Genomic DNA, 25,665 nt, shown 5'->3' with positions numbered 1-25,665 from the left:
CTGTGTCCTGATTCAATTCCATAATTTTCGTAAGACTTTCTTACAAATTTTACAACTATTTTAATATGTATAAATATTATCGAATAATTAAAGATTTACATAAAAATTAGCACATTCAACACCAAAGAAAAAATACTTTAGACATACCGTTTATCTGCCTCCCCCTAATTTGGTGATAACAGTTTTTCTCTCAATTAAGTAAATCTAAACAGTAATTACTTCACAACAACAATACTCATCACAAAAGTAGATAAAGGTGATTACGATGTTACAGCTTGCGATTATCGGTGTCATAGCAGCGGTCATAGCCGTACTGGCATCAAACTGGAATGGAGCTAAAAATCCTCCTAACCCCTATAACCCTTCAAATCCAAATAATCCGTCAAATCCAAGTAACCCAAACAACCCGACTCAGCCACCACCTGCTCCAACTGCACCGGATTCTCTGATCAGTAATCCGCCATTGCTACAGAAAAATGCCAAAGGCAAATACGAACTGATCATCGCGTATAAAACGGATAAGTTGTATAACCCCAGAAAAGGAACATGGGATCAACTGGTGCTCCGTGGCTATGTGACCAAGCCCAGTTTATTTAATAAGAAAAAAGCAGGTGAATATGTCGAAGACCGGCTGGTCGGGCCCCAGATTCGGGTCAAACAGGGAGAAACCTTTTCTGTGCATTTGAATAACCAACTGCCCACGGAGTCCACAGCAACCTGCCCAGAACATATTCTCGATGCGAATGACCCACATTGTTTTAATACCACCAATCTGCACACTCATGGCCTCTGGGTCAGCCCGCAAGGCAATAGCGACAATGTTTTCCTGAAGTTCAAACCACAGGAAAAATTTGACTATCAATTCAAAATGGAACCAAATCATCCTGCGGGTACTTACTGGTATCACGCTCATCTACATGGTTCAACGGCTATTCAGGTCTCTAGTGGCATGGCTGGCCCATTAATCGTAGAAGGCAACCGTATTCCTCAAGTCAGGAATGGCAAAATCACATCGACGGGAGACATGGATATTCTGTGGAAAGATAAAGGCAAGAACAGCTATTCTAATGAAAATATCCTCCTGTTTCAGCAAATTCAGTATCGATGCACTCACCCGGCAGGTACAACCAATCTCAATAATTGTGATGCTGGTGAAGTCGGTATGCTGGAAGATTATCAAGGCCTGAATGCCTTTAATTCATGGGGAGCAAATCATTATTACACCTCGATTAATGGCAAAGTACATGGCGAGATTCAAGTTGAGCAAAACCAGTTTAAGCGCTGGCGTATGATTCATGGTGGTGTTCGCGACACCCTTGGTCTTATTATTAAGGAACTGCCAAAATCACAAAAATTTACCGCTGAACAAACCATTAAAGCTTGTTCTGAATTTCAGGAAGAAGACAAAAAAGCAGATTTTGATCAGCTCACCAGCTTGCCGGTCTATACCATTGCTCAGGATGGTTTAACCATGGATCATGTGCAGACACGTAGAATCTCGATATTTCAACCCGGTTACCGTCACGATGCGATGGTCGCCTTTCCAAGCACGAATAGATACTGTATTTTTGACACCAACTTGAACATTGATGATGAAATCAATGCCATCCCTACATCCGGACAAATTACCCCTCAACTCGCTCCGGGTAATACGTTAAATGCCCAACTACTGGGATGGGTGAATGTCAAAGCGAGTAAATTAAAAGTGCAAACGCCAGCCCAGTTTTTACAAGCTCAGGCACAGAAAATTGGCTTAAACAAAGAAATCCAGACCCAGCTCTCACAGTTAAAACTTTCTGCCTTTATCGACCATCCATCGCTGATGACCACTGAAATTGAAAATCGCTTAAAGAACCGTCCACCACAACGCTCAACCTTCGATGCCAGCTTTGGTCCAAATGGTAAGTTTGGCTACCGTTACAGTGATATTGAGGGAATCTATAGTTTTGGTGACCTCTTTACCGGCGCGGATGCAGTAGAAGGTGCATATGTACGGAAACTGGAATTTGGGCAAATTGATGAATGGATTCTTAGCAGTAATAACCTGAATCATCCTTATCATATCCATGTGAACCCCTTCCAGATTGTAAAAGTACTGGATCCAACGGGTAAGGATGTCAGCGATATTCCGCTGGCAGTAGATCCAAATCCTAATCTGGAAGATATTCAATACCGCGGCTTAAAAGGACAGTTTAAAGATACAATCTTTGTTAAACAGGGGTATCAGGTAATTGTCCGCAGCCATTACAAGAAATTTGAAGGTGATTTTGTACAGCATTGTCATATTCTCGATCATGAAGATCAGGGCATGATGGAATATGTTCGGATTTGTGGCGGTAAATTCCCTTGTGATTCGCCATTACCGGCTAGCCATCACCACTAAATATTATCATTCCATAAAAGCCGATGATTTAGATTGTTGGCTTTTTTGTTTGCCTCTATTTGATGCTTGCTGCACAATAACTGCATTGATTTATAGTATTCAAACTGGGGCTTATCATGGCAACGTCTCCTGCTTTTACATTGTTTAGTCTGAATGGTGTTGATGCACAAAAATTCCTTCAAGGTCAGGTGACTTTGAATACTGAAACATTGGCTAAAAACCAGACACGTTATACCGCGATCTGTAGCTTGAAAGGCCGTATTCAATTTGGCTTATGGCTTAAAAAGCTCAGTCCGGAAAGCTTTGAAATTGTAAGTACTGACGATCAGGCCACTGAACTGGCGAATCATATTAAAAAATTTGGTGCCTTTTCAAAAATGAAACTGGAACTGGTCGGTGCGGTTTATCCTGTGATCAATGATATTCATACTGACTTTGTTGCAACTGAAACCGATGTGGCGACCTGGGAGCAGCAAGCCATTGAATCAGGTCAGGCCTGGATTCAGGCGGCCACTGCGACCCTGTTTCAACCACAGGAATTGCGCTTACATCAACGTGAAAGCATTCACTATGACAAAGGTTGTTATTTAGGTCAGGAAGTCATTGCACGCTTATGGTTTAAAGCCAAGCCAAAACATTGGCTGCATCTGATTCAAGCGACGGGTGAAGCACCTGTAGTCGGCACTCAGCTCAACAACAATGTTGAAGTCGTGAATAGCATCAGTCTGAAGGATGGCTATAAAGCCTTGGTCGTAGCCAAACCTGAAGCATTGGCCGAGTTGGGTCTAGAGGTTCTGGAACTTCCTGAAGCTTTGAGCGGTGATGTAGCACGTCCGCAATAATTCCGGTTTAGGCCCTAAAAAAGCCAAGACTTAACTCTTGGCTTTTTTGTTTTAGAAACCATGAAACAGCTTATTCATGTCTTTCACCACATAATCTTTGAAGTGATAAGCACGAGCATGTTTGGCATCAAATTTTGTGGTTAATTCACCTTTTTGAAAGGTGTAGACCCGGTCTTCCTGACTAATCAAAAATTCTGCACCGAGCTTCATCAGCAGTGCGTCAATCTTGTCTTCATCCGCAATCGTTTCATCTACGTTAATTCTGTCATAGTGGCGTTTAATCGTTTTGACAAACATGGCTCAATCCTGGGAGGCTGATTTAAACCGAGATTTAACCAGAGAAGTTCCTTTAAGCAAAGTAATCCTTTCAATATCTGAATGATTGATAGGAAAGTTATCCAGATCAGTGATCTGGTTAAATCGGTATATCCTGCTTTGATGATTTATTTTGATTAAATCCCTTTCATAACTCAAGAAATGATAATTTTATTCATATTTAAATAGAGGTTGAACGCTCCTTCTCCCTTCGGGAGGAGGAGCATGCTGCGCAAGTCTCCGACAAGAAGATAGAATTTCATTTATAATAATTAAAAAATGATTTATGAAAGAACTCTAATGACAAATTGTATATTTACAAAGCACAAAATCCTTTTATGATGTAAGTGAAAATGATTAAAACCGCACCAAGGACTTAGGTGCCAGCAATAATAAGGTTATAGGAACCATGAAAAAGTTAATACTCGCTACTGTTCTTGCAGTTTCTGCGCAATTCACTCTGGCAAATACTGTAAAAGATCAGGCTGACCCCCAGTTTGTAAAAATTGAAGCCATGGTGAAAGCCAATAATTTCAAAGGCGCCTATGACGCTTTAAATCAATTGGCTAGTCAGGGAAATGCCCAAGCCATATATAACTTAGGCTATTTAACCCAGACCGGCCAGGGCACTGCCAAAGACGAGAAAAAAGCCATCCAGCTTTATGAACAGGCAGCCAGCAAAGGTTACCCTGTGGCCAATTATGTACTGGGCAAAAATTATGCGGCGGGTACATTAGGACTAAAGCAGGATTTAAGCAAAGCCAAACAGTATCTGGAACGTGCCTCAGCAGCCAACTTTGATGATGCCAGTGTAGATCTGGCTGTGCTGTTATTTGCTGAAAATACCCCTGCCTCAAATAAAATCGGACTACAAAAGCTGCAACCATTAATCACAAAAGGTAATATGCAAGCGATTCACGCCAAAGCCTTATATGACATCAGCTCTGGTTTTAAAAACAAAGATGAAAAACCGATTCAGCAAGGTTTAAGCAGTATTCAGGATCTGGCTAAAAAAGGCTATATCCCTGCCCTGATGGCAGTCGGCAATATGTTTGCCAATGGCAGTATCGTGCAGCAAAACTTGCCTGAAGCGAAAAAAATCTTTGCTGCATTGGCACAGCAAAATATTCCGCAGGCTAAAGAGTCTTTGGCAGCAGTAGACAAAATGATGGCGGAGCAGAAAAAAATACCTGCCAAAAAGAGTTAATTTGGTTTCGCCCCAATGAGAAGCGGAGCTTCGCAAGAAAGGCATCTTGCGGAGCCATACTCTCATCGCAAAACTCGTCAGCCAGCATCCACTGGTAAATTTGTCGCAAAAACAATCATTTTTAATCTTGCGGTACAATACACCGTATGCCTCAAACAGTTGCGGCTGACTTTTTTACCTGTAAAATATAATCATGAATTTAAAAAAGAAAATGCCAATATGGGGCTTTTTATAAGGAGAGAATCAATCCTGGAATGAGCTATCCCCACCACAAGGCAATTAGGCCGCTGGTCACGATAAAACCAGCGATGGTGCTCATCAGCAGTGGTGTTAAGGCTCGATCATTTAAACCATAGGCCTGTCCCAACATACCGAAGATTGTTGGCATCGGTAAGGCAGCAATCAAAGTACCCGCATGAACCATTTCCTGACTTAAACTGGTCAATTGACTGAGGCCAAGATACATCAGCAGCGGCATCATAATGTTGTTAGAAAACACCAGATAGAAACTTTGCAGATTAACGTATTTCAGGCTCATTCCCACAATACCGCCACCAATTGCAAACAAGGCCAATGGCGATGCTGTCTGTCCGATCAAGGCAAAAACCTGATCGATATAGAGCGGAATTTTAATCTGGAAAATCGCACAGGCCATACCCAGTACGACCCCCATAAATAAGGGGTTTGTTACTAAAGTCAGCACCACACTTTTAAAAATGGAGCCAAGATTTGCCTGATGCTGTGTTCCCAGCGCAGCCATGACCAGTACCAAAGGAATCAGCAACATACTTTCAATGATGACCACCAGAGAAGTATAAGTCATGGCCTGCTGCCCGATTAACAGACTAAGCACGGCCGTACCAATAAGTCCGGTATTCGACATCGCGGCGCCCAGTGACAATACTGCACTCTGCGAATGCGTATTCTGAAAATAACGGCGCATCATCCAGAAACCGCTACCATAGAGCAGTAAAGTTACGCTGCTATACACCGCAAAGTATTCAAAATACCAGATTTCATGCAGGTCTTTAGAGGCGAGAGACTGGAAAAACAGCAGAGGCAACGCCACTTTAATGACAAAAGCACCGACTGTACCCACTTGCTCTTTGTCTAACACTTGACTTTTTACAGTCAGATAACCCAGTGCCAACAATAAAAAAATGGGCACAATGACCGCAAAAATCATAATGCAGCGTCCTCATTTGCAATGAGTGACTATTATACGACCTTCCTGCTTAGAAAAGATTGTTAAAAAGGCTCAAACAGATGGTTTAGACCATGCGGGGCACTGCGAAGATATTGGGGTGAAATCTTTAGTTTTTCTTCAAGTGCCGCAGCTGCATGCCAAGGCCAATGTGGATCGTAGAGAATCGCCCGTGCAATAGCGATAGCATCGGCCTGCCCTTTTTGCAGAATATGTTCTGCCTGTTCTGCTTCGGTAATTAAACCTACAGCAATTACCGGAATATTGACGGCTTTTTTGATGATATCTGCAAAAGGTACTTGATAGTTCGGTTTCACATCAATGTTCTGTTTGACATGTAAACCGGCACTGGAAATATGAATATAAGCTGCGCCCATCGCTTCGAGGGCTTTAGAGAGTTCAACCGAAGAATCAATATTCCAGCTATCCTCATGCTCCATCCAGTCACTCGCTGAAATACGCACTCCGATTGGATAATCTTCCGGAACTGCTGCCTGCATGGCTTGCAATACTTCCAGCGTCAGGCGAATCCGGTTTTCCAGTGAACCGCCATATTTATCCTCACGTTTATTGGAAAGTGGCGACATAAACTGATGTAACAGATAACCATGTGCTGCATGTAGTTCAATCAGGTCAAAGCCTGCATCAACTGCGCGTTTGGCACTTTCTGCAAAGTTTGCAATGACCTGATCAATCTCTGCCTGATTCAGCGCTTTAGGAGGATGTTCGTCTGCCTGAAAAGGAAGATCACTGGCAGAAACAGTTTGCCAGCCATGTGCCTCATCCGGTTTAAACTGGCCTCTACCTGCCCATGGTTTATCTGTAGAGGCTTTACGTCCGGCATGTGCAAGCTGGATAGCAAATGGCATTGGCGATATAGATTTAACTTTGGCCAATAATGCTTTGATCTGGGCAGCTTGCTGATCATTCCACAATCCCAGGTCTGCATAACTGATACGACCTTCTGGTTGTACAGCAGTCGCCTCGACAATACAGAGTCCGGCGCCAGAGAGCGCATAATTCGCCCATTGCTGCTCATGCCAATACGTGATTTCACCCTCATCTGTGGCTGAATATTGACACATGGGTGCAATAATAATTTTATTGCTGAGTGATAATGAACCAAACTTTAGCGGTTGAAATAATAATGTCACGTGGCAATCCCTCTTTATTCATGTGAAGTATGATCGGGCAATAAAAAACAGGCTTTAAAAAGCCTGTTTAGTTATAACGTGAACGATCACTTTTTAGAAGATGATGCGGCTGGTTAAACCAAGTAGCAGTGCATTATCTACGTTGTTGGTTGCCCCTGGATTGACTACATATTGCAGGTTTGGACGTAGCATCAGCCACTTTGTTGCATTATAGCTATAGTTAAGTTCGATATTGTATTCTGCATCGGCATTGAATGCTGGACGCGAATCTGCAAAGCGATTATTCACGTGCACACGGTTAACTGCCAGACCCAAAATATCATTCGGTTGACTGTCGAGCAGGCCAATATATTTCACCCCAAGCTGTTGTGAATGATCGACTTTATTGGTTACACGGTCATGCCAGGTGAAATTGGCAAATGAATGCAGGCCCTGACGCCCCTGACCTGTTGAAGTTAATTGCTGTTCGATGGCCAACCAGCCTGCAAAGGTACGATCTTCAGCTTGACCAGTGACAATATCTTTTTGATTGATTGGATCATCCGCAGTATTGTACATTCCACCCACACGGTAGCTACCCGGCAAGTTATTGATGAGTGATTTGGGTGTCCATACAATTTCTGCTGGAATGGTCACGCCATCGGCATGCTCAGTATCCAAACTCCAGCCTTGATCTTCTTTAGCCCCATTGCCATTGTCCGGATTAAACTCATAAACACCGACTTGTACTGCAAGTTCAGGGTTTAGCTGCTGCTTTATACGCGCACCCCATTGTGCTACAGGCGTATTCATCCAGATATTGCCTTGCCATTTACCCATCTGCGCAGCACAAAATGCTGTACTGGCAAAATCACAGGCCATCACATTAAAGTCCATGCCCAGCCCCAAACGGCCAGCCTTAATACTCAGTCCTTGTTCTTTATAATTCTTTTCAATCGAAAGTTCACTCAGACGGCTATCCTGATTGCCACGCCCAAACGTACCTTGTGCATTGGCCAGCTGTGGTGCATTAAGATCCTGCAAGTCACGGACAGAGGTACTTTGACCCTGACGTGCAGTCATCGCGGCACGTACGGTGACGCCATTCCATCCTGCCAGCTTTTCCATATCCAGTTGAGTACCCAGCCATAACTGGGCAGAAGTTAATGGATCTGCGCCTGCATTCCGGCCACCATCCGCAAGATAGGCTGTATCAGTTAGCAGATTGGCTTCAAATTTAATTCCTTGCTGAGCCAGTTCTGTACGTTGACCATTCCAGTCCCCCAGTAAATATTGACCTTGCGGATCAAATGCAGATTCTGCCTGCGCGGTTGTCATGGCAGCCATTAATGACAATAAAGCGAAACCTAAATATTTCATGTAAAACCTAAACATTCGGAGAGAAAAACAAGCAAGGTTTTTAAAATTGCTATTAGGTGCATGAATTTACATAACTTTTCCTATAAATTCTTATTATTTTTTTTATTATTGATTAAACTTTTAGTTATGCCTTAATACAAAAAATATAATTTTATTTCAAAATAGTTAAATTATTTATATGTTTTTCAAAAACTTAGGATTTATTTATTTTTGCATTCCTTTTATTTCTTTAATTTTTGGTCTAAACATGCAAAAAAACAGCTTATTCTTTAAGCTCTTACACCTCCAATAAACATGAAATCCCCAGTCATTTTCTAATGGTTGCATCCCCATTAAGACTTGTAATCTCCGTAAATTCGCCCAATATTAGCTGCATCTCCCTCGCCTCTGATGTGTTATGCCTGAATTACCAGAAGTAGAAACCACCAAAACCAGTTTATTACCCTTATTAGAACAACGTGTAAAACGGGTTGAAATCCGTCAGTCAAGTTTGCGCTGGCCCATTCCCGAAAATATACAAAAGCTGGTCGGGCAGAAATTACTCAACCTGTCGCGCCGTTCCAAATATATTCTGGCTGAGTTTGAGCACGACACCATGCTCTGGCATTTAGGCATGTCTGGCAGCTTTCGTTTGTGTGAAACAACTGAAGAATTACGCAAACATGATCATCTGATTATTCAGTTTGATGATATTGAACTGCGTTATCATGATCCGCGTCGTTTTGGCTGTATTTTATGGCTGGATGCGCAGTCACAAAGCAAACTGATTGATACGCTGGGACCAGAACCCCTGAGTGAAAATTTTAATTCTCAGTATTTATTTGAAAAATTGAAAAATAAAAATGTTGGCACCAAAGTTGCGATTATGGATAACCATGTGGTGGTAGGTGTCGGCAATATTTATGCAACCGAAAGTCTGTTCAATATGGGCATTCATCCAGCACAACCCGCCTCGACTTTAAGCTTGGCACAGATCGAAAAATTAGTGCTGGAAATCAAGCGCATATTAAAACAGGCCATTGATTTAGGCGGGTCGACATTACGGGATTACACCAACGCCATGGGGGAAAATGGCTATTTTCAGCAAACGCTGCTGGCCTATGGTCGTGCCGGGGAAATGTGCGTGAACTGTGAGACCACGCTTGAAAATATTAAACTGGGACAACGTGCTTCTGTGTTCTGTCCAGAATGTCAGCCTTTGAAAAAGATGCAACTCCCTGTCAAAAAACTGGCAACTGTACGAGGGGAAAAGTCATGAAAACAGCCATTGTGCGTCATATTCTGGTTAAAGATAAAGAAACTGCCGAGCAGCTTAAAAAGAAGATTTTGAGTGGCGCTGACTTTAATAAAATCGCCAAACAATATTCAACCTGTAATTCTGCCAAGCGTGGCGGAGAACTGGGCGAAGTAAAAAAAGGCCAACTGGTGCCTGTCATTGATAAGCTGGTGTTTACGGCTGCTGAACGGGTCTTACATGGTCCGGTCAAAAGCCAGTTTGGTTTTCATTTGGTAGAAATTAAGTTCCGGATGGATTTTTAATCTTATAAATCTCTCCCCACCTCCCTTTAACAAAAGGGGGGATTTAGGAGGATTAAAAAAACGGCACAAGAGGCGCCGTTTTTTATTTGTGTCAGAACGCTTATGCTTCAGGACGTTTTTTCAATTCATCACGAATTTCACGCAATAATTCGATATCTTCAGGGGTGGCTTCAGGTGCAGGTGCTTCTTCTGCCTGTTTACGACGAAGTTTATTCATCATTTTCACCAGTAAGAATACCACCCATGCCAACAACAGGAAATTAATCAGAATCGTTAGGAAGTTACCATAAGCAAATACATTCAGACCTTCAGCCTGTGCATTTGTCAAAGAAGTGACATTATTAGGATTATCACCCAGTACCAGGAACCAGTTAGAATAGTCAACATCACCACCTAAAATCCAGCTAACGATTGGCATGATGATATCTTTTACAAAAGAATCAATAATTTTACCAAATGCTCCACCAATAATGACACCGACCGCGAGGTCCATCACATTGCCTTTGACAGCAAACTCTTTAAATTCTTGAATAATACTCATTTTTTCTCCAATAATTCATTTTAAAGTTTGTGATGAATTATACATTAATTATAAGTGATTTCATTTTCATATAAGGTGATGTTTTTTATAAGTTTTATGGTTCTAGTTAAAATTTTAATACAAAAAACCGCAACCTTTGAAAAGATTGCGGCTTTAGGAATCTTAGATCAATAATCTACAGATTATTTACCTGAACGGTTACGTTTACGTTCGTTTTCAGTCAAATAACGCTTACGGATACGGATTGACTTCGGTGTTACTTCAACTAGTTCGTCATCTTCAATGAATTCAAGCGCTTGTTCAAGCGTATATTCAACTGCAGGAACAAGTGTTAATGCTTCATCAGTACCAGATGCACGTACGTTGGTTAACTGTTTTGCCTTAGTCGGGTTCACAGTCATGTCGTCAGAACGTGAGTTAATACCAATAATCATACCTTCGTAAACTTCTAACTGAGGCTTAGCGAATAGACGACCACGGTCTTGTAATGTGAACAATGCATAGCCCAGGCAAGTACCTTGAACCATAGAGATCAACACACCGTTTTGACGTTTCGCAACTTGGCCTTGTTTCATTGGACCATAATGCGAGAAGCTTGATGTCATGATACCCGTACCTGAAGTCATCGTCATGAATTCAGAACGGAAACCGATCAAGCCACGTGAAGGAACAGTTGCTTCAATACGGATACGGCCTTTACCGTCAACTTCCATATTGGTCATCTCGCCTTTACGGCTGCCCATTTGCTCCATTACAGAACCTTGGTGCTGTTCTTCAACGTCAAACGTCACGTTTTCGTACGGTTCTTGCATTTGACCGTCAATTTCTTTCAAGATGACTTGCGGACGAGATACACCCATCTCGAAGCCTTCACGGCGCATGTTCTCAATTAAAACTGAAAGGTGAAGTTCACCACGGCCAGACACTTTGAAACGGTCAGGACTGTCAGTGTCTTCAACACGTAATGCGACGTTGTGGATCAATTCACGATCTAGACGCTCACGAATGTTACGTGAAGTTACGAATTTACCTTCTTTACCAGCAAACGGTGAGTTGTTTACCTGGAATGTCATTGTGACTGTAGGTTCATCTACAGAAAGCGGTGGAAGCGCTTCAACAGCTTTCGGATCACAAATCGTGTCAGAAATGTTCAATGCATCGATACCCGTTACGCAAACGATATCACCTGCGTTGGCTTCTTCGATGTCCACACGATCTAAACCATGATAACCCATGATTTTTAAGATACGACCGTTACGTGTTTTGCCTTCTTTGTCGATTACAGTCACTTGCGTGTTCAATTTAACTGAACCACGTTGAATACGACCAACCCCGATAACGCCTACGAAGCTGTTATAGTCAAGTGAAGACACTTGCATTTGGAATGGACCATCAACGTCAACTGCTGGCGGTTCAACGATGTCTACGATTGTTTGGAACAATGGTGTCATGTCGTCAGCAAGTTCTTCTGGAGAAGGACCCGCCACACCACGAAGACCAGATGCATAAACGACCGGGAAGTCTAACTGTTCGTCAGAACCACCCAAGTTATCGAACAAATCGAATACCTGGTCAATCACCCAGTCTGGACGTGCGCTTGGCTTATCAACTTTGTTAATAATTACGATTGGCTTCAAACCACGTGCGAACGCTTTTTGCGTTACGAAACGTGTTTGTGGCATCGGGCCTTCTTGTGAATCGACAAGAAGAAGTACGCAGTCAACCATCGACATTACACGTTCAACTTCACCACCGAAGTCGGCGTGTCCCGGGGTGTCCACGATGTTAATGCGATATTCAGTATTGGTACGTGCATCCGTCCATTTAATTGCAGTGTTTTTTGCAAGAATGGTAATACCACGTTCACTTTCGATAGCGCCAGAATCCATGACACGCTCAATCTCACCCGCGCGATCACCGAGAGCACCTGATTGTTGCAAAAGTTTGTCTACAAGAGTGGTTTTACCATGATCGACGTGCGCAATAATGGCGATGTTACGGAGAGTTTTAATATCTGACATGTAAATTCAATGCGTATGTAATTTGAGGGCAAATTATACAGAAAAATACAAAACTTTTATAGTCACTGTTACCACACTCCTCAACTTTTTTTAAGGAGATGGGCTTTTTTTGATTTTGTAAAGGCGTGTAACTCGATTAGAATAGCGCCACCCTGCCTTAATTTGCATTGACACATGTCTGATTTTAATCAATCTCCTCCTCCTAAAGATCAACTCGACCTGGTATATGGTCTGGATGATCGTCCAAAACCATTTATTGCTTTTTTAGCTGCATTCCAACATTTATTGGCAATTATTGTCCCGATCGTGACCCCTGGCTTGCTAATTTGTCTGGCACTTGGGGTATCCAAAGAAGACACCAACATGATTTTATCCATGTCCCTGGTGATCTCAGGTATCGCGACTTTTTTACAGTCTAAAAAAGTCGGACCTTTTGGTGCCGGTCTGTTGATTGTTCAGGGAACCAGCTTTAACTTTATCGGCCCAATTATTGGTATTGGTTCAGCCATGGTTGCTGCCGGTACGCCAGTTGAGTCAGTCATGGCAGCAATTTTTGGTGTGGTGATTGCAGGTGCATTTATTGAAATGGGCGTGTCCCAGATTCTGCCTTGGATAAAAAAACTGATTACCCCTTTGGTGACCGGGATTGTCGTCCTTCTGATTGGTTTAACCTTAATTAAAGAAGGTCTAATCAGTATGGGCGGTGGTTATCAGGCCATGAGCGATAAAACTTTTGCCAATGCAGACAACCTAATCATGTCCTGCACAGTCTTGGCGCTGATCATTATCCTGAACCGTATCCGGATTACCTGGGTAAAAAGTTCTGCCATTTTGATTGCTTTGGTTTGTGGTTATATCCTGGCCGGCTTTATGGGCCATCTGGATTTTTCCGGCTTAAAAGATGCCCCACTGGTACAGATTCCAACTCCAATGCATTTCGGTTTAAGCTTCTCCTGGAGCCTGTTTATTCCGATGGCATTCATTTATCTGGTGACCTCTTTAGAAGCGATTGGCGATATCACGGCGACCTCAAAGCTTTCTAACCAGCCAGTCGATGGGCCAAAATGGATGCAGCGCATTAAAGGCGGTGTACTGGTCAATGGCGCCAATTCATTCCTTGCCGGTATTTTTAACACCTTCCCAAGTTCGGTATTTGCACAAAATAACGGTGTGATTCAGTTGACGGGTGTAGCGAGCCGTTATGTCGGCATCTGGATTGCTGCTTTACTGATCATTCTGGGTTTGCTGCCTGCGGTTGCCGGGATTATCCAGGCGGTTCCGCAAGCGGTACTGGGTGGTGCAGTGATGGTGATGTTTGGTGCAGTAGCAGCTTCCGGCATTAATATTCTGTCTGGCGTACATCTAGACCGCCGTGCCCTGCTGATTATTGCGATTTCACTGGCACTGGGTTTAGGTGTTGCACAAGTTCCACAAATTCTTGAGCATCTTCCTGAGTTATTCCGTAATATCTTTAGCTCAGGCGTTGCCACTGGCGGTATTGCTGCCCTTATTCTGAATGTTGTACTTCCTGAAACAAAGAAGTAATTTCATGTCCAAAGAACACTGTCTAGGTCAGACTTAGGCAGTGTTCTTTATATTGGAGAGATACCTATGGATCCTAAAAGCGAAGTTTTATTAAGACAATATGATTTTTTGTCGGGTCGCATCTTACTCATTAATGCACCGACAGATGATCTACTCGCTGAATTCGATGCCTCTATCAATCCCGCTGTCTGGACATGGAATTTTAATGATTTTCACTATTTCCAGTCGCAACAAGCAGATGTCCACTTTGGCGCAGAGATGCCTGAAGCTGAGTTTGATCAGGCGGTTATTTTTGTACCCAAGTCTAAAGAACTGCTCAATTATTTACTGCATAATGTGGCAGCACAACTTAAACCGGGCAGCAGTATTTTCCTGGTCGGTGAAAAGAAAGGCGGAATAGAACGTGCAGCCAAACAGTTGCAGCCTTATGGTAAAACCCTCAAACTGGATAGCGCACGTCATTGCCAGCTTTGGCAACTGGTTCTAGACCACACGGTCGAGAAAAAATCACTTGCAGACTGGGCACAGCGTTATAGCGTCCCGACCCCGAATGGTGACCTGAATATTTGTGCCCTGCCGGGCGTGTTTAGTCAAAACCGTTTAGATATTGGGACTGCCACCTTATTACCTTATTTGTCACAAGTTACCTCGGGTAAAATCGCTGACTTTGGTTGTGGCGCAGGTGTGATTAGTGCGTATCTGGCAAAGTTGAATCCGAAAAACCGGATTTTTGCCATGGATGTGGATGCCTTTGCGCTGGCCTCCACCCAAATGACCTTTGATGAAAACCAGCTTAGCCCTGAACAGATTGAAATTAAAGCGGTCACTGGCATTGCTGATGCACCCTTGTTCTTGCATGCCATTGTCAGTAATCCGCCTTTTCATATGGGAATCGAGACCGATTACACGGCCAGCGAAACCTTGTGTAAAACTTCGCGTCGTCATTTAAAATCAGGTGGCGAGCTTTGGATCGTGGCCAACCGTTTCTTAAACTACCCGACCCTGATTGAACAAAACTTTGGTCGCTGCACAGTGAAAGCGGATCAACAAGGCTTTAAAGTGCTGTTCGCTAGCACACAAAAAAATGTTAAGGAATCGTGATGAGCGAAACGCAAAATACGATGCAGCTGCAGCGTAAGCTGGGTGCTCGTCATCTGAATATGATCGCCATTGGCGGATCCATCGGTACAGGTCTATTCCTGGCCTCGGGTGCGACCATTGCCAATGCCGGGCCAGGCGGAGCACTACTTGCTTATGCACTGATTGGTGTCATGATTTATTTCTTGATGACCAGTTTGGGCGAACTCGCTACGCATAATCCTACCTCGGGTGCATTTTTCACTTATGGCACTAAATATGTCGAGGGCGGTTTTGGTTTCGCTTTGGGCTGGAACTACTGGTACAACTGGGCCATTACCGTAGCTTTTGAGCTGGTTGCCGTTCAGTTCATCATGAAATTCTGGTTTCCCGATATTCCTGGTGTTTATTGGAGTGCAATTTTCCTGGCCATTATTTTTGGGATTAATGCCCTGACAGTTAAAGGCTTTGGTGAATCTGAATTCTTCTTCTCTCTGGTGAAAGTTGTCGCGATTATTGCCTTTATCATTATCGGTATCTGGATGATCGTGAAGATTATGCTGACCCCAGGCGCAGAAGCATTTGCCAACTGGAGTATTGGTGACGCACCTTTTGTCGGTGGTTTCCAAGCCTTAATTGGCGTGGCGATGATTGCAGGATTCTCCTTTCAGGGAACCGAAATGGTCGGGGTGGCTGCGGGCGAATCGAAAGATCCAAAGAAAACCATTCCGGTGGCAATCAAGCAGATTTTCTGGCGTATCCTGTTGTTTTATATCGTGTGTATTTTCATTATCGGCACATTGATTGCCTACAATGACCCACGCTTATTACAGGCGGCTGCGACCGACAATATTGCGCTTTCTCCTTTTACCCTGCTCTATGAAAAGGCCGGCTTTGCCTTTGCTGCGAGCATTATGAATGCGGTGATTTTGACAGCCATTCTGTCTGCGGGTAACTCAGGCATGTATTCCTCTACGCGCATGCTATTTGATATGGCACGTAAAGGTAGTGCGCCAAAACTGTTTGGCCGTCTGGATCCACGTGGTGTACCGATGAATGCCCTGTATGCCACCACTGCAATCGCAGCACTGTGTTTCCTGACCACCTTCTTCGGTGAACAGGAAGTCTTTAACTGGCTACTCAATATGTCGGGCATGTGCGGCTTTATTGTCTGGCTCGGGATTGCGATTTCACACTATCGCTTCCGCAAAGGTTACTTGGCTCAAGGCTACAAACTGGAAGATCTGGCTTATCGCGCCAAGTTCTTCCCCTTTGCTCCTTGGTTTGCTTTTATTCTCTGTGCGATTGTCGTCCTTGGTCAAAACTATCAGGATGTTCTGGCAGGTCAATGGATGGGGGTTCTCTCGACCTATATCAGTATTCCATTGTTCTTGGCAATCTGGTTCGGATACAAATGGAAGAAAAAATCCAAACTGGTGTCTTATCAAGAGATGGATGTACAACCCATGAAACTTGATCAGGAATAAACCATCATAAATTAAAAAATCAGCCTACGGGCTGATTTTTAATTTCTTAGATTAGTTATGCCGCATGACAAAATTACGGTCATCGATCACAATCACTTGCTGACAGATCCCCTCTGCCTGACGCTGCTGCTCGAATACATCTGCCGGCATCGCATCAAAACTGTCAAAGAAACTGATCTCATGTTCATCTATTGCATAGATCAATGAATGATTACCGACCCCTTCTAAGGTATCGTAGAAAACAATCACGAAACGGCCTGCTTCCACCTGCTGCTGGATTTCTGCATAAGAGATCACACGCTCTTTAACAGGTATTTTAAGTGTCTGTGCTTGTTGATAAAAATCAAGCTCGACTGGCTGTTTATCTACATCATATTTGCTAAAAAAAGCAACATCCAGTCCCAGCGTCTGCAAAGCCACTGCAAGGGCAATAGTTGAAGTTCCCATTTCCGGATTGTGACGACAGAGCTGAACCAAGTCCGGAATATGCAGGTCAATTCCATAATGATGGAAAATCATCCAGATCGAGAAAATTCCGCTATTGGCTTCCAGATTTTGTAAATCTTCAGGAATTTCAACACCCATGTTATCACTCAATTACATCTTTAATGACTCAGTGTAGTCAAAATTCAGATATAAAAAAAGCGGCTCATAGGAGCCGCTTTTTTAACAATTCAATAATTAATTATTGAGCTTGTTGTTGACCTTCAACTAGTACAGTACGGCTACCAGTGATTGTCGCGAATACACGACGGTTCATAGCACGACCTTCTTTAGTGTTGTTGTCAGCAATCGGTTGATCCCAAGCGAAACCTTGAGTAGACAAGCGAGATGCATCTACGTTGTATTCATTCACAAGTGAAGATTTAACAGAGTTAGCACGAGCCAGAGATAAACGTTCGTTTAGTGCACGTGGACCAGTGTTGTCAGTGTGACCTTCGATGCGAGCAGTAGCGTTTGGATATTCAACTAGCTTCTCAGCAACTTTCGCGATTTCTGGTTTGTATTGATCTTTGATGTTTGATTTGTTGGTATCAAAGAACACACGAAGTTCCATGTTCAGGTCTTCAGTCAACTCTTGTGGAGCTGGAGCAACCGGAGTTACAGGCTCAACTGGAGCAACTTCTACTACTGGAGCAGCTGGCTTCAGACGGCCACCTAGAACTACGTTAAGGCCAGCAAGTGCTGTATAGTTCCAGAATTTTTCGTCAAAGTGGTAAGTACCACGAGCTTCAGTACGTAGTGCCAAGGCATCGTTGATGTGCCAGAATGCACCGACACCTGCGTTACCTAGAGTACCTTCTTCTTCATTACCACGAGTACCGCGTGGCACACCTTCAAATTCGTATTTGTAGTGACCCGCACCTAGAAGCATGTATGGCTTCACTTTGCTGTCATAGTTACCAGTAAATACGTCAGAAGTTGCGTAGAAGTTACCTGCAATATTTTGGCCTTTGTATTCTGCACCTTCAGCAGCACCGTCAACATCGCCCTTTACTTGGCTATATTCAGCTTCAAAACCTAACCAAGGAGTAAGTTCTACACCAATCGCAGCACCAACGAATAAATCGTCTTGCATTTCACCTTGATTAGAAACTAATAACTCACCATCATTACCGCCATTGTTGTGCTGGGTGTCTTGGAATGTATAACCTAACATCAACGGAGTAACAGTTACGCCTGCATTTGCAGCAGCAAAAGGTGCAGCTACAAGCATAGCTAAAGCAATACGACTCATTTTCATGGATTTATCCTCCAGAGATAACAATTGTTGTTCAAGCTCAAGCCCGTAATAGGCCATCCTGAGATAGGCTTTTTATTACCCCAGTTTTATTCTTAAGCTATTCACATGGCATCATACAAACACTTTATTATTTTTCCAAGTGCTTGATTAATTTAATCAAGTAAATTATTGACAAAATTACTTACAATTTCCGTTGTAATTCAGTAATTTTTTACTCAATTTTTTATTCTGAATGACCTATTGTGATTGCCAATTATTTTTTAATCGCTTTCTTGAATTTTGAGTAACAGCTAAATTACACGCTCAACAAAGCATAAAAAACGCATAATTAATAACATGTTTCCTATAAAAATAATATATAAATCAGGTAACTCTATGTATAGAAAAATAACAAGAGCGTTCACTATTGTTGAATTGATTATCTGTGTTGCAGTGCTTGCAATTTTGGCCAGTATTGCCCTGCCTTACTTTCATGAATATCAGTCCAGACAGGAAGCCAAACAGATTCCTATCAAATTATCTGCGGTTAACCGTTATGCACGTAGTCAGGCTGCCGTGTTTCACCAAAATATTGTGATCTGTCCCAGTCAGGATTCACTCAGCTGTCACCCCAATCAATGGAATAAAAATATACTGGTCTTTATTGATAAAAATAAAAACCGGCAAGTCGATGCAGGCGAACAAATTTTACACATTGATGCTCTAAATCTTAAATATGGCAACCTGAGTTGGCGAGGCGCATTAAGTTCACCAAGTGTCACTTATCAGGCACATACCGCCCTTCCGATTGGTTCGAATGGTAGTTTCTATTATTGTTCTGCTCAACTTTCCAGCCAGCAGCGTATTGTACTGAGTAAAATGGGGCATATCCGGGTAGAAAGCCTCTCCTCATGCTAACAGAACTATCCAGTTTAAGATTGACTGCGATTAACCCTTCAATCCTAGTTTTTTTTCAATATACTGCTTATGTTTGAGAAATTAATTAAAACTTATACGGAGATATAACAATGACCGACATCGTGATTGTCAATGGTGCACGTACAGCCATGGGTGGCTTTCAAGGCAGCCTTGCCAGTGTAACTGCTCCTGAACTTGGTGCCGCTTCAATTAAAGAAGCAATTGCTCGTGCAGGTTTACAACCCGCAGATATTGAAGAAGTCATTATGGGTTGTGTTCTTCCTGCAGGTTTAAAACAGGGGCCTGCACGTCAAGCAATGCGTCAGGCAGGTCTGCCGGATTCGACTGGGGCTGTCACCATTAATAAGCTATGTGGTTCTGGCATGAAAGCAGTGATGCAAGCAGCCGATATGATTAAAGCCGGCTCTGCACATATTGTTGTGGCAGGGGGTATGGAATCAATGACCAATGCACCTTATGTGCTGCCTAAGGCACGTGGCGGGTTCCGTATGGGGCATGGTGAAATCAAAGACCATATGTTCCTTGATGGTCTTGAAGATGCCGAGACTGGTCGTTTGATGGGTTCATTTGCCCAAGATATGGCAAATACCAAAGGCTATACTCGCGAACAGATGGATGATTTCGCCATTCGCTCATTGAAACGTGCACAAACTGCTGTGAATGAAGGCTATTTTTCTGATGAAATCGTAGCAGTTACGGTAAAAACACGTAAAGGTGATGTGGTTGTTGATAAAGATGAACAACCCTTCAATGCCAATATTGATAAAATTCCAACCCTGCGTCCAGCCTTTGCCAAAGACGGCACCATTACCGCTGCCAATGCCAGCTCAATTTCTGATGGTGCATCAGCTCTGGTGATTAGCTCAGCGGATCATGCCGCAGCAAAAGGTTTAAATCCTTTGGCCAAAATTGTTGCCTATGCTTCAAATTCACAGCATCCTTCTGAATTTACCATAGCGCCAGTGGGTGCAATTCAAAAGGTTCTCGATAAAGCAGGCTGGAATGCTCAAGATGTCGACCTCTGGGAAATCAATGAAGCCTTTGCCATGGTGACCATGTGTCCAATGGATGAATTCAAGCTTGATCCTGAAAAAGTCAATATTAATGGCGGTGCCTGTGCCCTCGGTCATCCTGTCGGTTCAACCGGTTCACGTATTATCCTGACTTTGATTCATGCGCTGAAACGTACCGGTGGTAAACGTGGTATTGCTGCACTTTGTATCGGTGGCGGTGAAGCGACTGCTGTGGCGATTGAGTTGCTTTAATTAAAAGTCTCCCTTTTAAAAGAGAGATTTAGAGGGATTTTAGAAATCCTCCCCTCTTGCGGAACATCGTTCCTCATCCTTTAATAAAGGAGGGGGGAATTTTAGAAATCAAAAAGCCTCCGATTGGAGGCTTTTTATCGTCAAATATTCAAAGCTGTACTTTAAATGATAAGACTTAAAGAATTTCTTTACGAAGTTGCTCAGGTGATTTCATTGACAACAAGCCCGGTGCCACATCAAATGCTGTTTTTGCACCATACTGCTGCATTTGATTTAAACGATAAGTTGCACGTGCATAAGCAACTAAAACGCTGGCTGTAAATTCTGGATTACTTTCTAGTTTTAATGAAAACTCAAGCACTTGTTTATGTGCATCACTGGTGTTTCCACTACGAATCACAAAACCACCATGCGGCATACGCTGGTGATCTTGTGCTAAAGTTGTTTCATCAATGAAATTCACAGTCGTGTCATAGTCGGCAAAATAATCCGGCATGGTCACAATCGCTTGCTTCACTGCTTCGGCATCTGCACCCTCTGCAAGCACCACATAACACTCACGGGTATGTTTTTCTTTGGTCGTTAATACTGGACGAACACCACTACGTACTTTCTCAATTGCTTCTGTTGAAGGAATGGTATATTGCACCCCTGCTTTCACACCTTCTACACGACGAATGGCATCTGAATGACCCTGGCTTAAGCCTTTGCCCCAGAAAGTATAGGTTTCACCGTCTGGCAGTAAAGCTTCACCAAATAAGCGATTGATCGAGAACATGCCTGGATCCCAACCAATAGAGATCATCGCAGTTTTCTTGCTGGCTGTTGCAGGTGCATCGACCGCTGCATAATATTCAGGAATACGTGCGTGGGTGTCAAAACTATCGACAATATTAAACTGGCTGGCCAAGATCGGACCTTGTTGCGGTAAGTCGTCTTTTGAACCGCCACATAAAATCAGCACATCAATTTTATCTTGGAAATCTGTCAGTGAGTCCATATGGAACACTTGGGTTGCTGCGAAGCAAGGAGATACCGTTTCAGGCGCACGACGGGTAAAAATACCCACAAGTTGTAAATCTGGATTCTTTTGAATGGCGGTTTCAACGCCACGACCCAAGTTGCCATAACCAGCAATACCAATACGGATAGAATTTTGCATAAAGACAAGTCACTTCATCATGAAAAAATTAAAAAAATAAATCAGATGACGATCCCATTAAAATCGCCCTCTTGATTGATTTTGCATACTCGAAAATTAGCGCTCTGCTCGCGTTACTCTCAGCATAAAGATACTTATGCTACAGCAATTCGCAGCAATTTAAAGCATTCAGGATAGTATAGAAACAATCATATCTATCGTCCAAAGCAAACAAAAAGCCTGCATTGCAGGCTTTTTGTTTATAAGAAAAACAGACTTATTTACAGACAAGCTTTTTAACTCTCAGGTTAGGCACCTGTTTGATAATTTGCCTGATTCACCGCGGTCGATGCCTGGTACGGATTTTTAAAATCATTTAAACCGGCAGCCGCCTCCTGAATGTCTTTACCTTCTTTAATCGCGAAAGTATCGAAACCAGAACGCTTCATGTAGTTCAACACATCTTTGAATACATCACCAGTGGCACGAAGTTCGCCTTGGAAACCTTGACGGCGTAAAAGTGCCGCAAATGAATAGCCACGGCCATCATTAAAACCGGCGAATTCAATAAAGATTGCATCTAATTGAGCTAGCGGAAATTCATTGCTTTCAGGTGAAGCATCAACGGTTAAGTACAATGCTTTTTTACCTGAAACATGGCGAAGCTGATCTAACTGATCTACCGTCAGAACCACATCACCTTGTGGTAAAACACCCTCTTCACCGATGAGCTGGTAAGTATTTTCTGTCACTGTGCCATCTTTAGAGAGCACTGCGAGTGCGGTATTAAGCATATGCACGCTCCTTGAATGGTTGGATGCCAACACGGCGATAAGTATCGATAAACTCTTCAGCGTCCTGACGTAGATCAAGATAGGTATTTAGAATTTCTTCTACAATATCCGGCACCACATCTGCTGCAAATGACGGCCCAAGAATATCGCCAATTGAGGCATCATGGTCTGCATTACCGCCAAGCGTGATCTGGTAGAATTCAGCGCCTTTTTTATCAACACCCAAGATCCCGATATTACCGACATGATGATGACCACAGGCATTCATACAACCTGAGATGTTCAAGTCCAGTTTACCCAAGTTGTAAATGGTATCCAGATCATCAAAACGGCGTGAAATCGCTTCAGAAATCGGAATCGATTTTGCATTGGCCAATGAACAGAAATCACCGCCCGGGCAGCAGATGATGTCGGTCAAGAAACCGATATGCGCGCGTGCCAGATTGTTTTGTTCAAGGGTTTGCCATACAGCAAACAAATCTTTTTGCGGCACATCGACCAGCGAGATATTTTGTTCATGCGTGGTACGTAATTCACCGAAAGTGTACTGATCGGCAAGGTCTGCAATCAGGTTCATTTCTTCAGTGCTGACATCACCCGGTGCAATGCCGGCACGTTTCAGTGAAATCGTCACAATACGATAACCTTTCACTTTATGGGCATTGGTATTGATATTGAACCACTGTTTGAATTTTGGATATTGCGCAAACAATTCAGTAAAATCTTCATCTGCATAATCTTGATAATCAAATGGGGTGAAGTTTTCATCCATTTTTGCCAAGGTGTCTGCATCGATTTTCAAAGTCTTAACAGTATGCGCAAATTCAGCTTCAACTTTCTCAGCAAATACCGCTGGCGTTAAAGCTTTGACCAAAATTTTGATACGGGCTTTATATTTGTTGTCGCGACGACCATGCAAGTTATACACACGAAGCACTGCTTCAAGATAAGCAATCAAGTCTTCACGTGGCAGGAACTCACGGATAAAGCTGCCAATCACTGGAGTACGGCCAAGACCACCACCCACTTTGATTTTATAGCCCATTTCGCCGGCTTCATTACGCACAATATATACACCGATATCGTGAAATGCAGTGGCTGCACGGTCGGTTTCTTCAAGCGCAGAGACTGCAATCTTGAACTTACGTGGCAAGAAGGCAAATTCCGGATGGAAAGTTGACCATTGACGGATCAACTCACAGGTCGGACGCGGATCGGCAATTTCACCAGCCACCACACCGGCATACTGATCCGTCGTGGTATTACGGATACAGTTGCCTGAAGTCTGAATCGCATGCATTTGCACGGTCGCCAGTTCAGCCAGCATATCAGGTACGTTTTCCAGTGCCGGCCAGTTAAACTGAATGTTTTGACGGGTCGAAATATGCGCGTAACCACGGTCATATTCTTTAGCCAAATCAGCCACTTTACGCAGTTGCTTTGAGTTCATCAAACCATAAGGCACTGCAATACGTAACATCGGCGCATAACGCTGCACATACAGACCATTTTGCAGACGAAGCGGACGATACTCATCTTCGGTGAGTTTGCCGGCTAAATAACGTTCCGTTTGGTCACGGAACTGTGCAACACGTTCATTAATCAGTTGCTGATCGAAATCAGTATATAAATACATGGCGTACAGCTGCTAGTAGTTTCTATTATATCGATCGCAAGGATAGCGAGATTAAACCTATCAATAAAATGCTTTTTATACATATTTCATAGCTGTTTTATTGATAAGCCTGCCAAAGTTTCACTGATATCACGGTTTAGCGCATTTAGTGTAGTTTTAAAGCAATAACGCTTTAATTCATCAATCGTTAGCAGTTATCTTCATATAGTGATATTTCAATCTTTTACCCTTTTTTGTCTTTTAAATAATTAAAAATATTACCATTTTTCACTCTCACCCAAAAACTGACCGACAAAATCATAACGTATCTTTGAACGTGAAAATTTAATCGGACAGGCCAGTTGTGCTTCGGTCTGCTGACTATCGGGTTTTAATGGAACCTGTACTAGCCATTCTCGCTGTTGCGCTAAATCAGAATGTAAAGCTTCTTCAAGTTTTAGCACCGGCTCGACACAGACATCCAGCGCTGCGAATAGTGTTTGCCATTCCGCTAATGGTTTTGACTTTATTCTATTTTGAATTGCCTGTTTCACCGCAGCACGATCTTCTGGAGCAAAAGAATTGCCTTTTTCTAGAATAATCGGCAGTTCTAAAGCCTGTGCCAATCCCTGCATAAATTGAGGTTCCAGACTGCCAATCGACAGATAACGTCCATCCTGTGTTGCATAATAGTCATAGAAAGTCCCGCCATTCAGATAGCCCGACTCAGGTCGTTGATGCTGATTGCCAGCCAGACTGGCGGATGCGGCCAGATTATTCATGGTGACCACACAATCGGTCATGGAAATATCAATATATTGACCTTTACCGCTGCGCTGGCGTTCGATCACTGCCGCCAGAATTGCAATCACGGCATGCATAGAACCACCGGCTACATCGGCAACCTGAATGCCTAAAGCAGGTGGCCCACTTTCGATCCGGCCACTGTGTCCAGCAATACCGGACAAGGCCAGATAGTTAATATCATGTCCTGCTTTCGCTTTGTAAGTACCGGTTTGGCCATAGCCAGTGATGGAACAGTAAATTAATTTGGGGTTAATTTCGCTTAAGGTTGAGTAGTCCAGCCCAAGCCTTTGCATCACGCCGGGACGGAATTGCTCAATCACAATGTCATAATCTGCAACCTTGGATTTGACCAGTTCGATATTGGTCGGATCTTTCAAATCCAGTGCTACCGATTGCTTGTTTCGGTTCAGATAACTCTGTGAAGTGGCCTGTCCATTGGCAAAGGGGGGCATTAATCGCAACAGGTCCGGGCGGGTCGGTGATTCAATATGCACAACCTCGGCGCCGAGATCAGCCAGATATAATGTCGCGAATGGGCCTGGTAATAATGTAGAAAAGTCTAGAATTTTCAATCCTTTTAAGGTATATGACATTGGAGTATTTACTCTACTTATATTGCTTTTTTCAGCATCATAGAAACATAAATGCATAAAAACAATGTCATGTTCAGCCATTTACCTTGATAGTTTCGGCAATCTAATATGTAA

General features: G+C 43.1%; 22 protein-coding genes. 10 read left to right on the top strand and 12 right to left on the bottom strand.

All coding sequences use genetic code 11. The features are described 5' to 3' along the window. Nucleotides 1–265: 265 nt before the first annotated feature. Together FTT75_RS00250 and FTT75_RS00245 are read left to right on the top strand one after the other, a co-directional pair. Nucleotides 266–2,383, top strand: a complete 2,118-nt coding sequence (locus tag FTT75_RS00250) for a multicopper oxidase family protein (protein WP_180185764.1) — start codon at nucleotides 266–268, stop codon at nucleotides 2,381–2,383. 116 nt (nucleotides 2,384–2,499) lie between these two features. Next, nucleotides 2,500–3,225 (top strand): folate-binding protein YgfZ, encoded by a 726-nt coding sequence (locus tag FTT75_RS00245; RefSeq protein WP_100329167.1) that lies wholly within the window; start codon nucleotides 2,500–2,502, stop codon nucleotides 3,223–3,225. A gap of 51 nt (nucleotides 3,226–3,276) precedes the next feature. Here the strand turns inward: FTT75_RS00245 and FTT75_RS00240 are convergent, their stop codons facing one another. Next, on the bottom strand, nucleotides 3,277–3,522 hold the full coding sequence (locus FTT75_RS00240) for a hypothetical protein (protein ID WP_005097984.1): 246 nt from the start codon (nucleotides 3,520–3,522) through the stop codon (nucleotides 3,277–3,279). 427 nt (nucleotides 3,523–3,949) lie between these two features. On the opposite strand from FTT75_RS00240, the gene FTT75_RS00235 reads away from it, so the two are divergent. Further along, nucleotides 3,950–4,747, top strand: coding sequence for a tetratricopeptide repeat protein (locus tag FTT75_RS00235; RefSeq protein ID WP_005097985.1), 798 nt, complete (start codon nucleotides 3,950–3,952; stop codon nucleotides 4,745–4,747). A 259-nt stretch (nucleotides 4,748–5,006) separates the two neighbouring features. Here the strand turns inward: FTT75_RS00235 and FTT75_RS00230 are convergent, their stop codons facing one another. The 3 genes from FTT75_RS00230 to FTT75_RS00220 all read right to left on the bottom strand — a co-directional run bounded on the left by FTT75_RS00230 (nucleotide 5,007) and on the right by FTT75_RS00220 (nucleotide 8,464). Then, nucleotides 5,007–5,933: an AEC family transporter gene (locus FTT75_RS00230; protein ID WP_005097988.1), complete on the bottom strand. Its 927-nt coding sequence runs from the start codon at nucleotides 5,931–5,933 to the stop codon at nucleotides 5,007–5,009. Between the two features lie 62 nt (nucleotides 5,934–5,995). Further along, a complete protein-coding gene (locus tag FTT75_RS00225) occupies nucleotides 5,996–7,105 on the bottom strand; it encodes an NADH:flavin oxidoreductase/NADH oxidase (protein ID WP_180049530.1) in 1,110 nt (369 codons plus the stop codon). Between the two features lie 93 nt (nucleotides 7,106–7,198). After that, nucleotides 7,199–8,464, bottom strand: coding sequence for a carbohydrate porin (locus FTT75_RS00220; protein WP_180185763.1), 1,266 nt, complete (start codon nucleotides 8,462–8,464; stop codon nucleotides 7,199–7,201). 397 nt (nucleotides 8,465–8,861) lie between these two features. Here FTT75_RS00220 and mutM point away from each other — a divergent pair, with 397 nt between their 5' ends. Both mutM and FTT75_RS00210 read left to right on the top strand, forming a co-directional pair. After that, nucleotides 8,862–9,722, top strand: a complete 861-nt coding sequence (gene mutM / locus FTT75_RS00215; protein ID WP_159516689.1) for a bifunctional DNA-formamidopyrimidine glycosylase/DNA-(apurinic or apyrimidinic site) lyase — start codon at nucleotides 8,862–8,864, stop codon at nucleotides 9,720–9,722. After that, on the top strand, nucleotides 9,719–10,003 hold the full coding sequence (locus FTT75_RS00210) for a peptidylprolyl isomerase (RefSeq protein WP_004281718.1): 285 nt from the start codon (nucleotides 9,719–9,721) through the stop codon (nucleotides 10,001–10,003). Before mutM ends, FTT75_RS00210 begins: the two co-directional genes overlap by 4 nt. 100 nt (nucleotides 10,004–10,103) lie before the next feature. Here the strand turns inward: FTT75_RS00210 and mscL are convergent, their stop codons facing one another. Beyond that, nucleotides 10,104–10,544: a large conductance mechanosensitive channel protein MscL gene (gene mscL / locus FTT75_RS00205; protein ID WP_074383487.1), complete on the bottom strand. Its 441-nt coding sequence runs from the start codon at nucleotides 10,542–10,544 to the stop codon at nucleotides 10,104–10,106. A gap of 182 nt (nucleotides 10,545–10,726) precedes the next feature. Beyond that, nucleotides 10,727–12,565 (bottom strand): translational GTPase TypA, encoded by a 1,839-nt coding sequence (gene typA / locus FTT75_RS00200; RefSeq protein WP_005097994.1) that lies wholly within the window; start codon nucleotides 12,563–12,565, stop codon nucleotides 10,727–10,729. A gap of 174 nt (nucleotides 12,566–12,739) precedes the next feature. Here typA and FTT75_RS00195 point away from each other — a divergent pair, with 174 nt between their 5' ends. From FTT75_RS00195 to FTT75_RS00185, 3 genes are all read left to right on the top strand, one after another. Further along, on the top strand, nucleotides 12,740–14,110 hold the full coding sequence (locus FTT75_RS00195) for a uracil-xanthine permease family protein (protein WP_005097996.1): 1,371 nt from the start codon (nucleotides 12,740–12,742) through the stop codon (nucleotides 14,108–14,110). 66 nt (nucleotides 14,111–14,176) lie between these two features. Beyond that, nucleotides 14,177–15,211 (top strand): methyltransferase, encoded by a 1,035-nt coding sequence (locus FTT75_RS00190; RefSeq protein ID WP_180185762.1) that lies wholly within the window; start codon nucleotides 14,177–14,179, stop codon nucleotides 15,209–15,211. Beyond that, on the top strand, nucleotides 15,211–16,674 hold the full coding sequence (locus FTT75_RS00185; protein WP_005097999.1) for an amino acid permease: 1,464 nt from the start codon (nucleotides 15,211–15,213) through the stop codon (nucleotides 16,672–16,674). Before FTT75_RS00190 ends, FTT75_RS00185 begins: the two co-directional genes overlap by 1 nt. 51 nt (nucleotides 16,675–16,725) lie before the next feature. On the opposite strand, the gene FTT75_RS00180 is transcribed toward FTT75_RS00185, so the two are convergent. Beyond that, nucleotides 16,726–17,259, bottom strand: coding sequence for a peptidase C39 (locus tag FTT75_RS00180; protein ID WP_180185761.1), 534 nt, complete (start codon nucleotides 17,257–17,259; stop codon nucleotides 16,726–16,728). A gap of 100 nt (nucleotides 17,260–17,359) precedes the next feature. After that, nucleotides 17,360–18,418 carry an outer membrane protein Omp38 gene (gene omp38 / locus FTT75_RS00175; protein WP_180185760.1) on the bottom strand — a complete coding sequence of 353 codons (1,059 nt, stop codon included), beginning with the start codon at nucleotides 18,416–18,418 and terminating at the stop codon, nucleotides 17,360–17,362. Nucleotides 18,419–18,793: 375 nt separating this feature from the next. Between omp38 and FTT75_RS00170 the strand changes: the two genes are divergently transcribed. Both FTT75_RS00170 and FTT75_RS00165 read left to right on the top strand, forming a co-directional pair. Then, nucleotides 18,794–19,315 (top strand): GspH/FimT family pseudopilin, encoded by a 522-nt coding sequence (locus FTT75_RS00170; RefSeq protein WP_159138650.1) that lies wholly within the window; start codon nucleotides 18,794–18,796, stop codon nucleotides 19,313–19,315. Between the two features lie 110 nt (nucleotides 19,316–19,425). After that, on the top strand, nucleotides 19,426–20,601 hold the full coding sequence (locus tag FTT75_RS00165) for a thiolase family protein (RefSeq protein WP_159516686.1): 1,176 nt from the start codon (nucleotides 19,426–19,428) through the stop codon (nucleotides 20,599–20,601). Between the two features lie 175 nt (nucleotides 20,602–20,776). Here FTT75_RS00165 and FTT75_RS00160 read toward each other — a convergent pair whose 3' ends face one another. From FTT75_RS00160 to FTT75_RS00145, 4 genes are all read right to left on the bottom strand, one after another. Then, on the bottom strand, nucleotides 20,777–21,763 hold the full coding sequence (locus FTT75_RS00160; RefSeq protein ID WP_180185759.1) for a diaminopimelate dehydrogenase: 987 nt from the start codon (nucleotides 21,761–21,763) through the stop codon (nucleotides 20,777–20,779). A 287-nt stretch (nucleotides 21,764–22,050) separates the two neighbouring features. Further along, nucleotides 22,051–22,536, bottom strand: coding sequence for a DUF934 domain-containing protein (locus FTT75_RS00155; RefSeq protein ID WP_180185758.1), 486 nt, complete (start codon nucleotides 22,534–22,536; stop codon nucleotides 22,051–22,053). Further along, nucleotides 22,529–24,172 (bottom strand): nitrite/sulfite reductase, encoded by a 1,644-nt coding sequence (locus tag FTT75_RS00150; RefSeq protein ID WP_005098006.1) that lies wholly within the window; start codon nucleotides 24,170–24,172, stop codon nucleotides 22,529–22,531. The genes FTT75_RS00155 and FTT75_RS00150 overlap by 8 nt, the downstream gene beginning before the upstream one ends. Nucleotides 24,173–24,429: 257 nt before the next feature. Further along, entirely contained in the window at nucleotides 24,430–25,551 is a 1,122-nt protein-coding gene (locus tag FTT75_RS00145; RefSeq protein ID WP_100354973.1) for a CaiB/BaiF CoA-transferase family protein, read from the bottom strand. Between the last annotated feature and the right edge of the window lie 114 nt (nucleotides 25,552–25,665).

This window comes from Acinetobacter sp. YH01008 (assembly GCF_013420435.1).
Classification (GTDB): Bacteria; Pseudomonadota; Gammaproteobacteria; order Pseudomonadales; family Moraxellaceae; genus Acinetobacter; species Acinetobacter pseudolwoffii.
The sequence above is the reverse complement of the archived record's forward strand: the minus strand, read 5'-3'. Positions and strand labels throughout refer to the sequence as shown.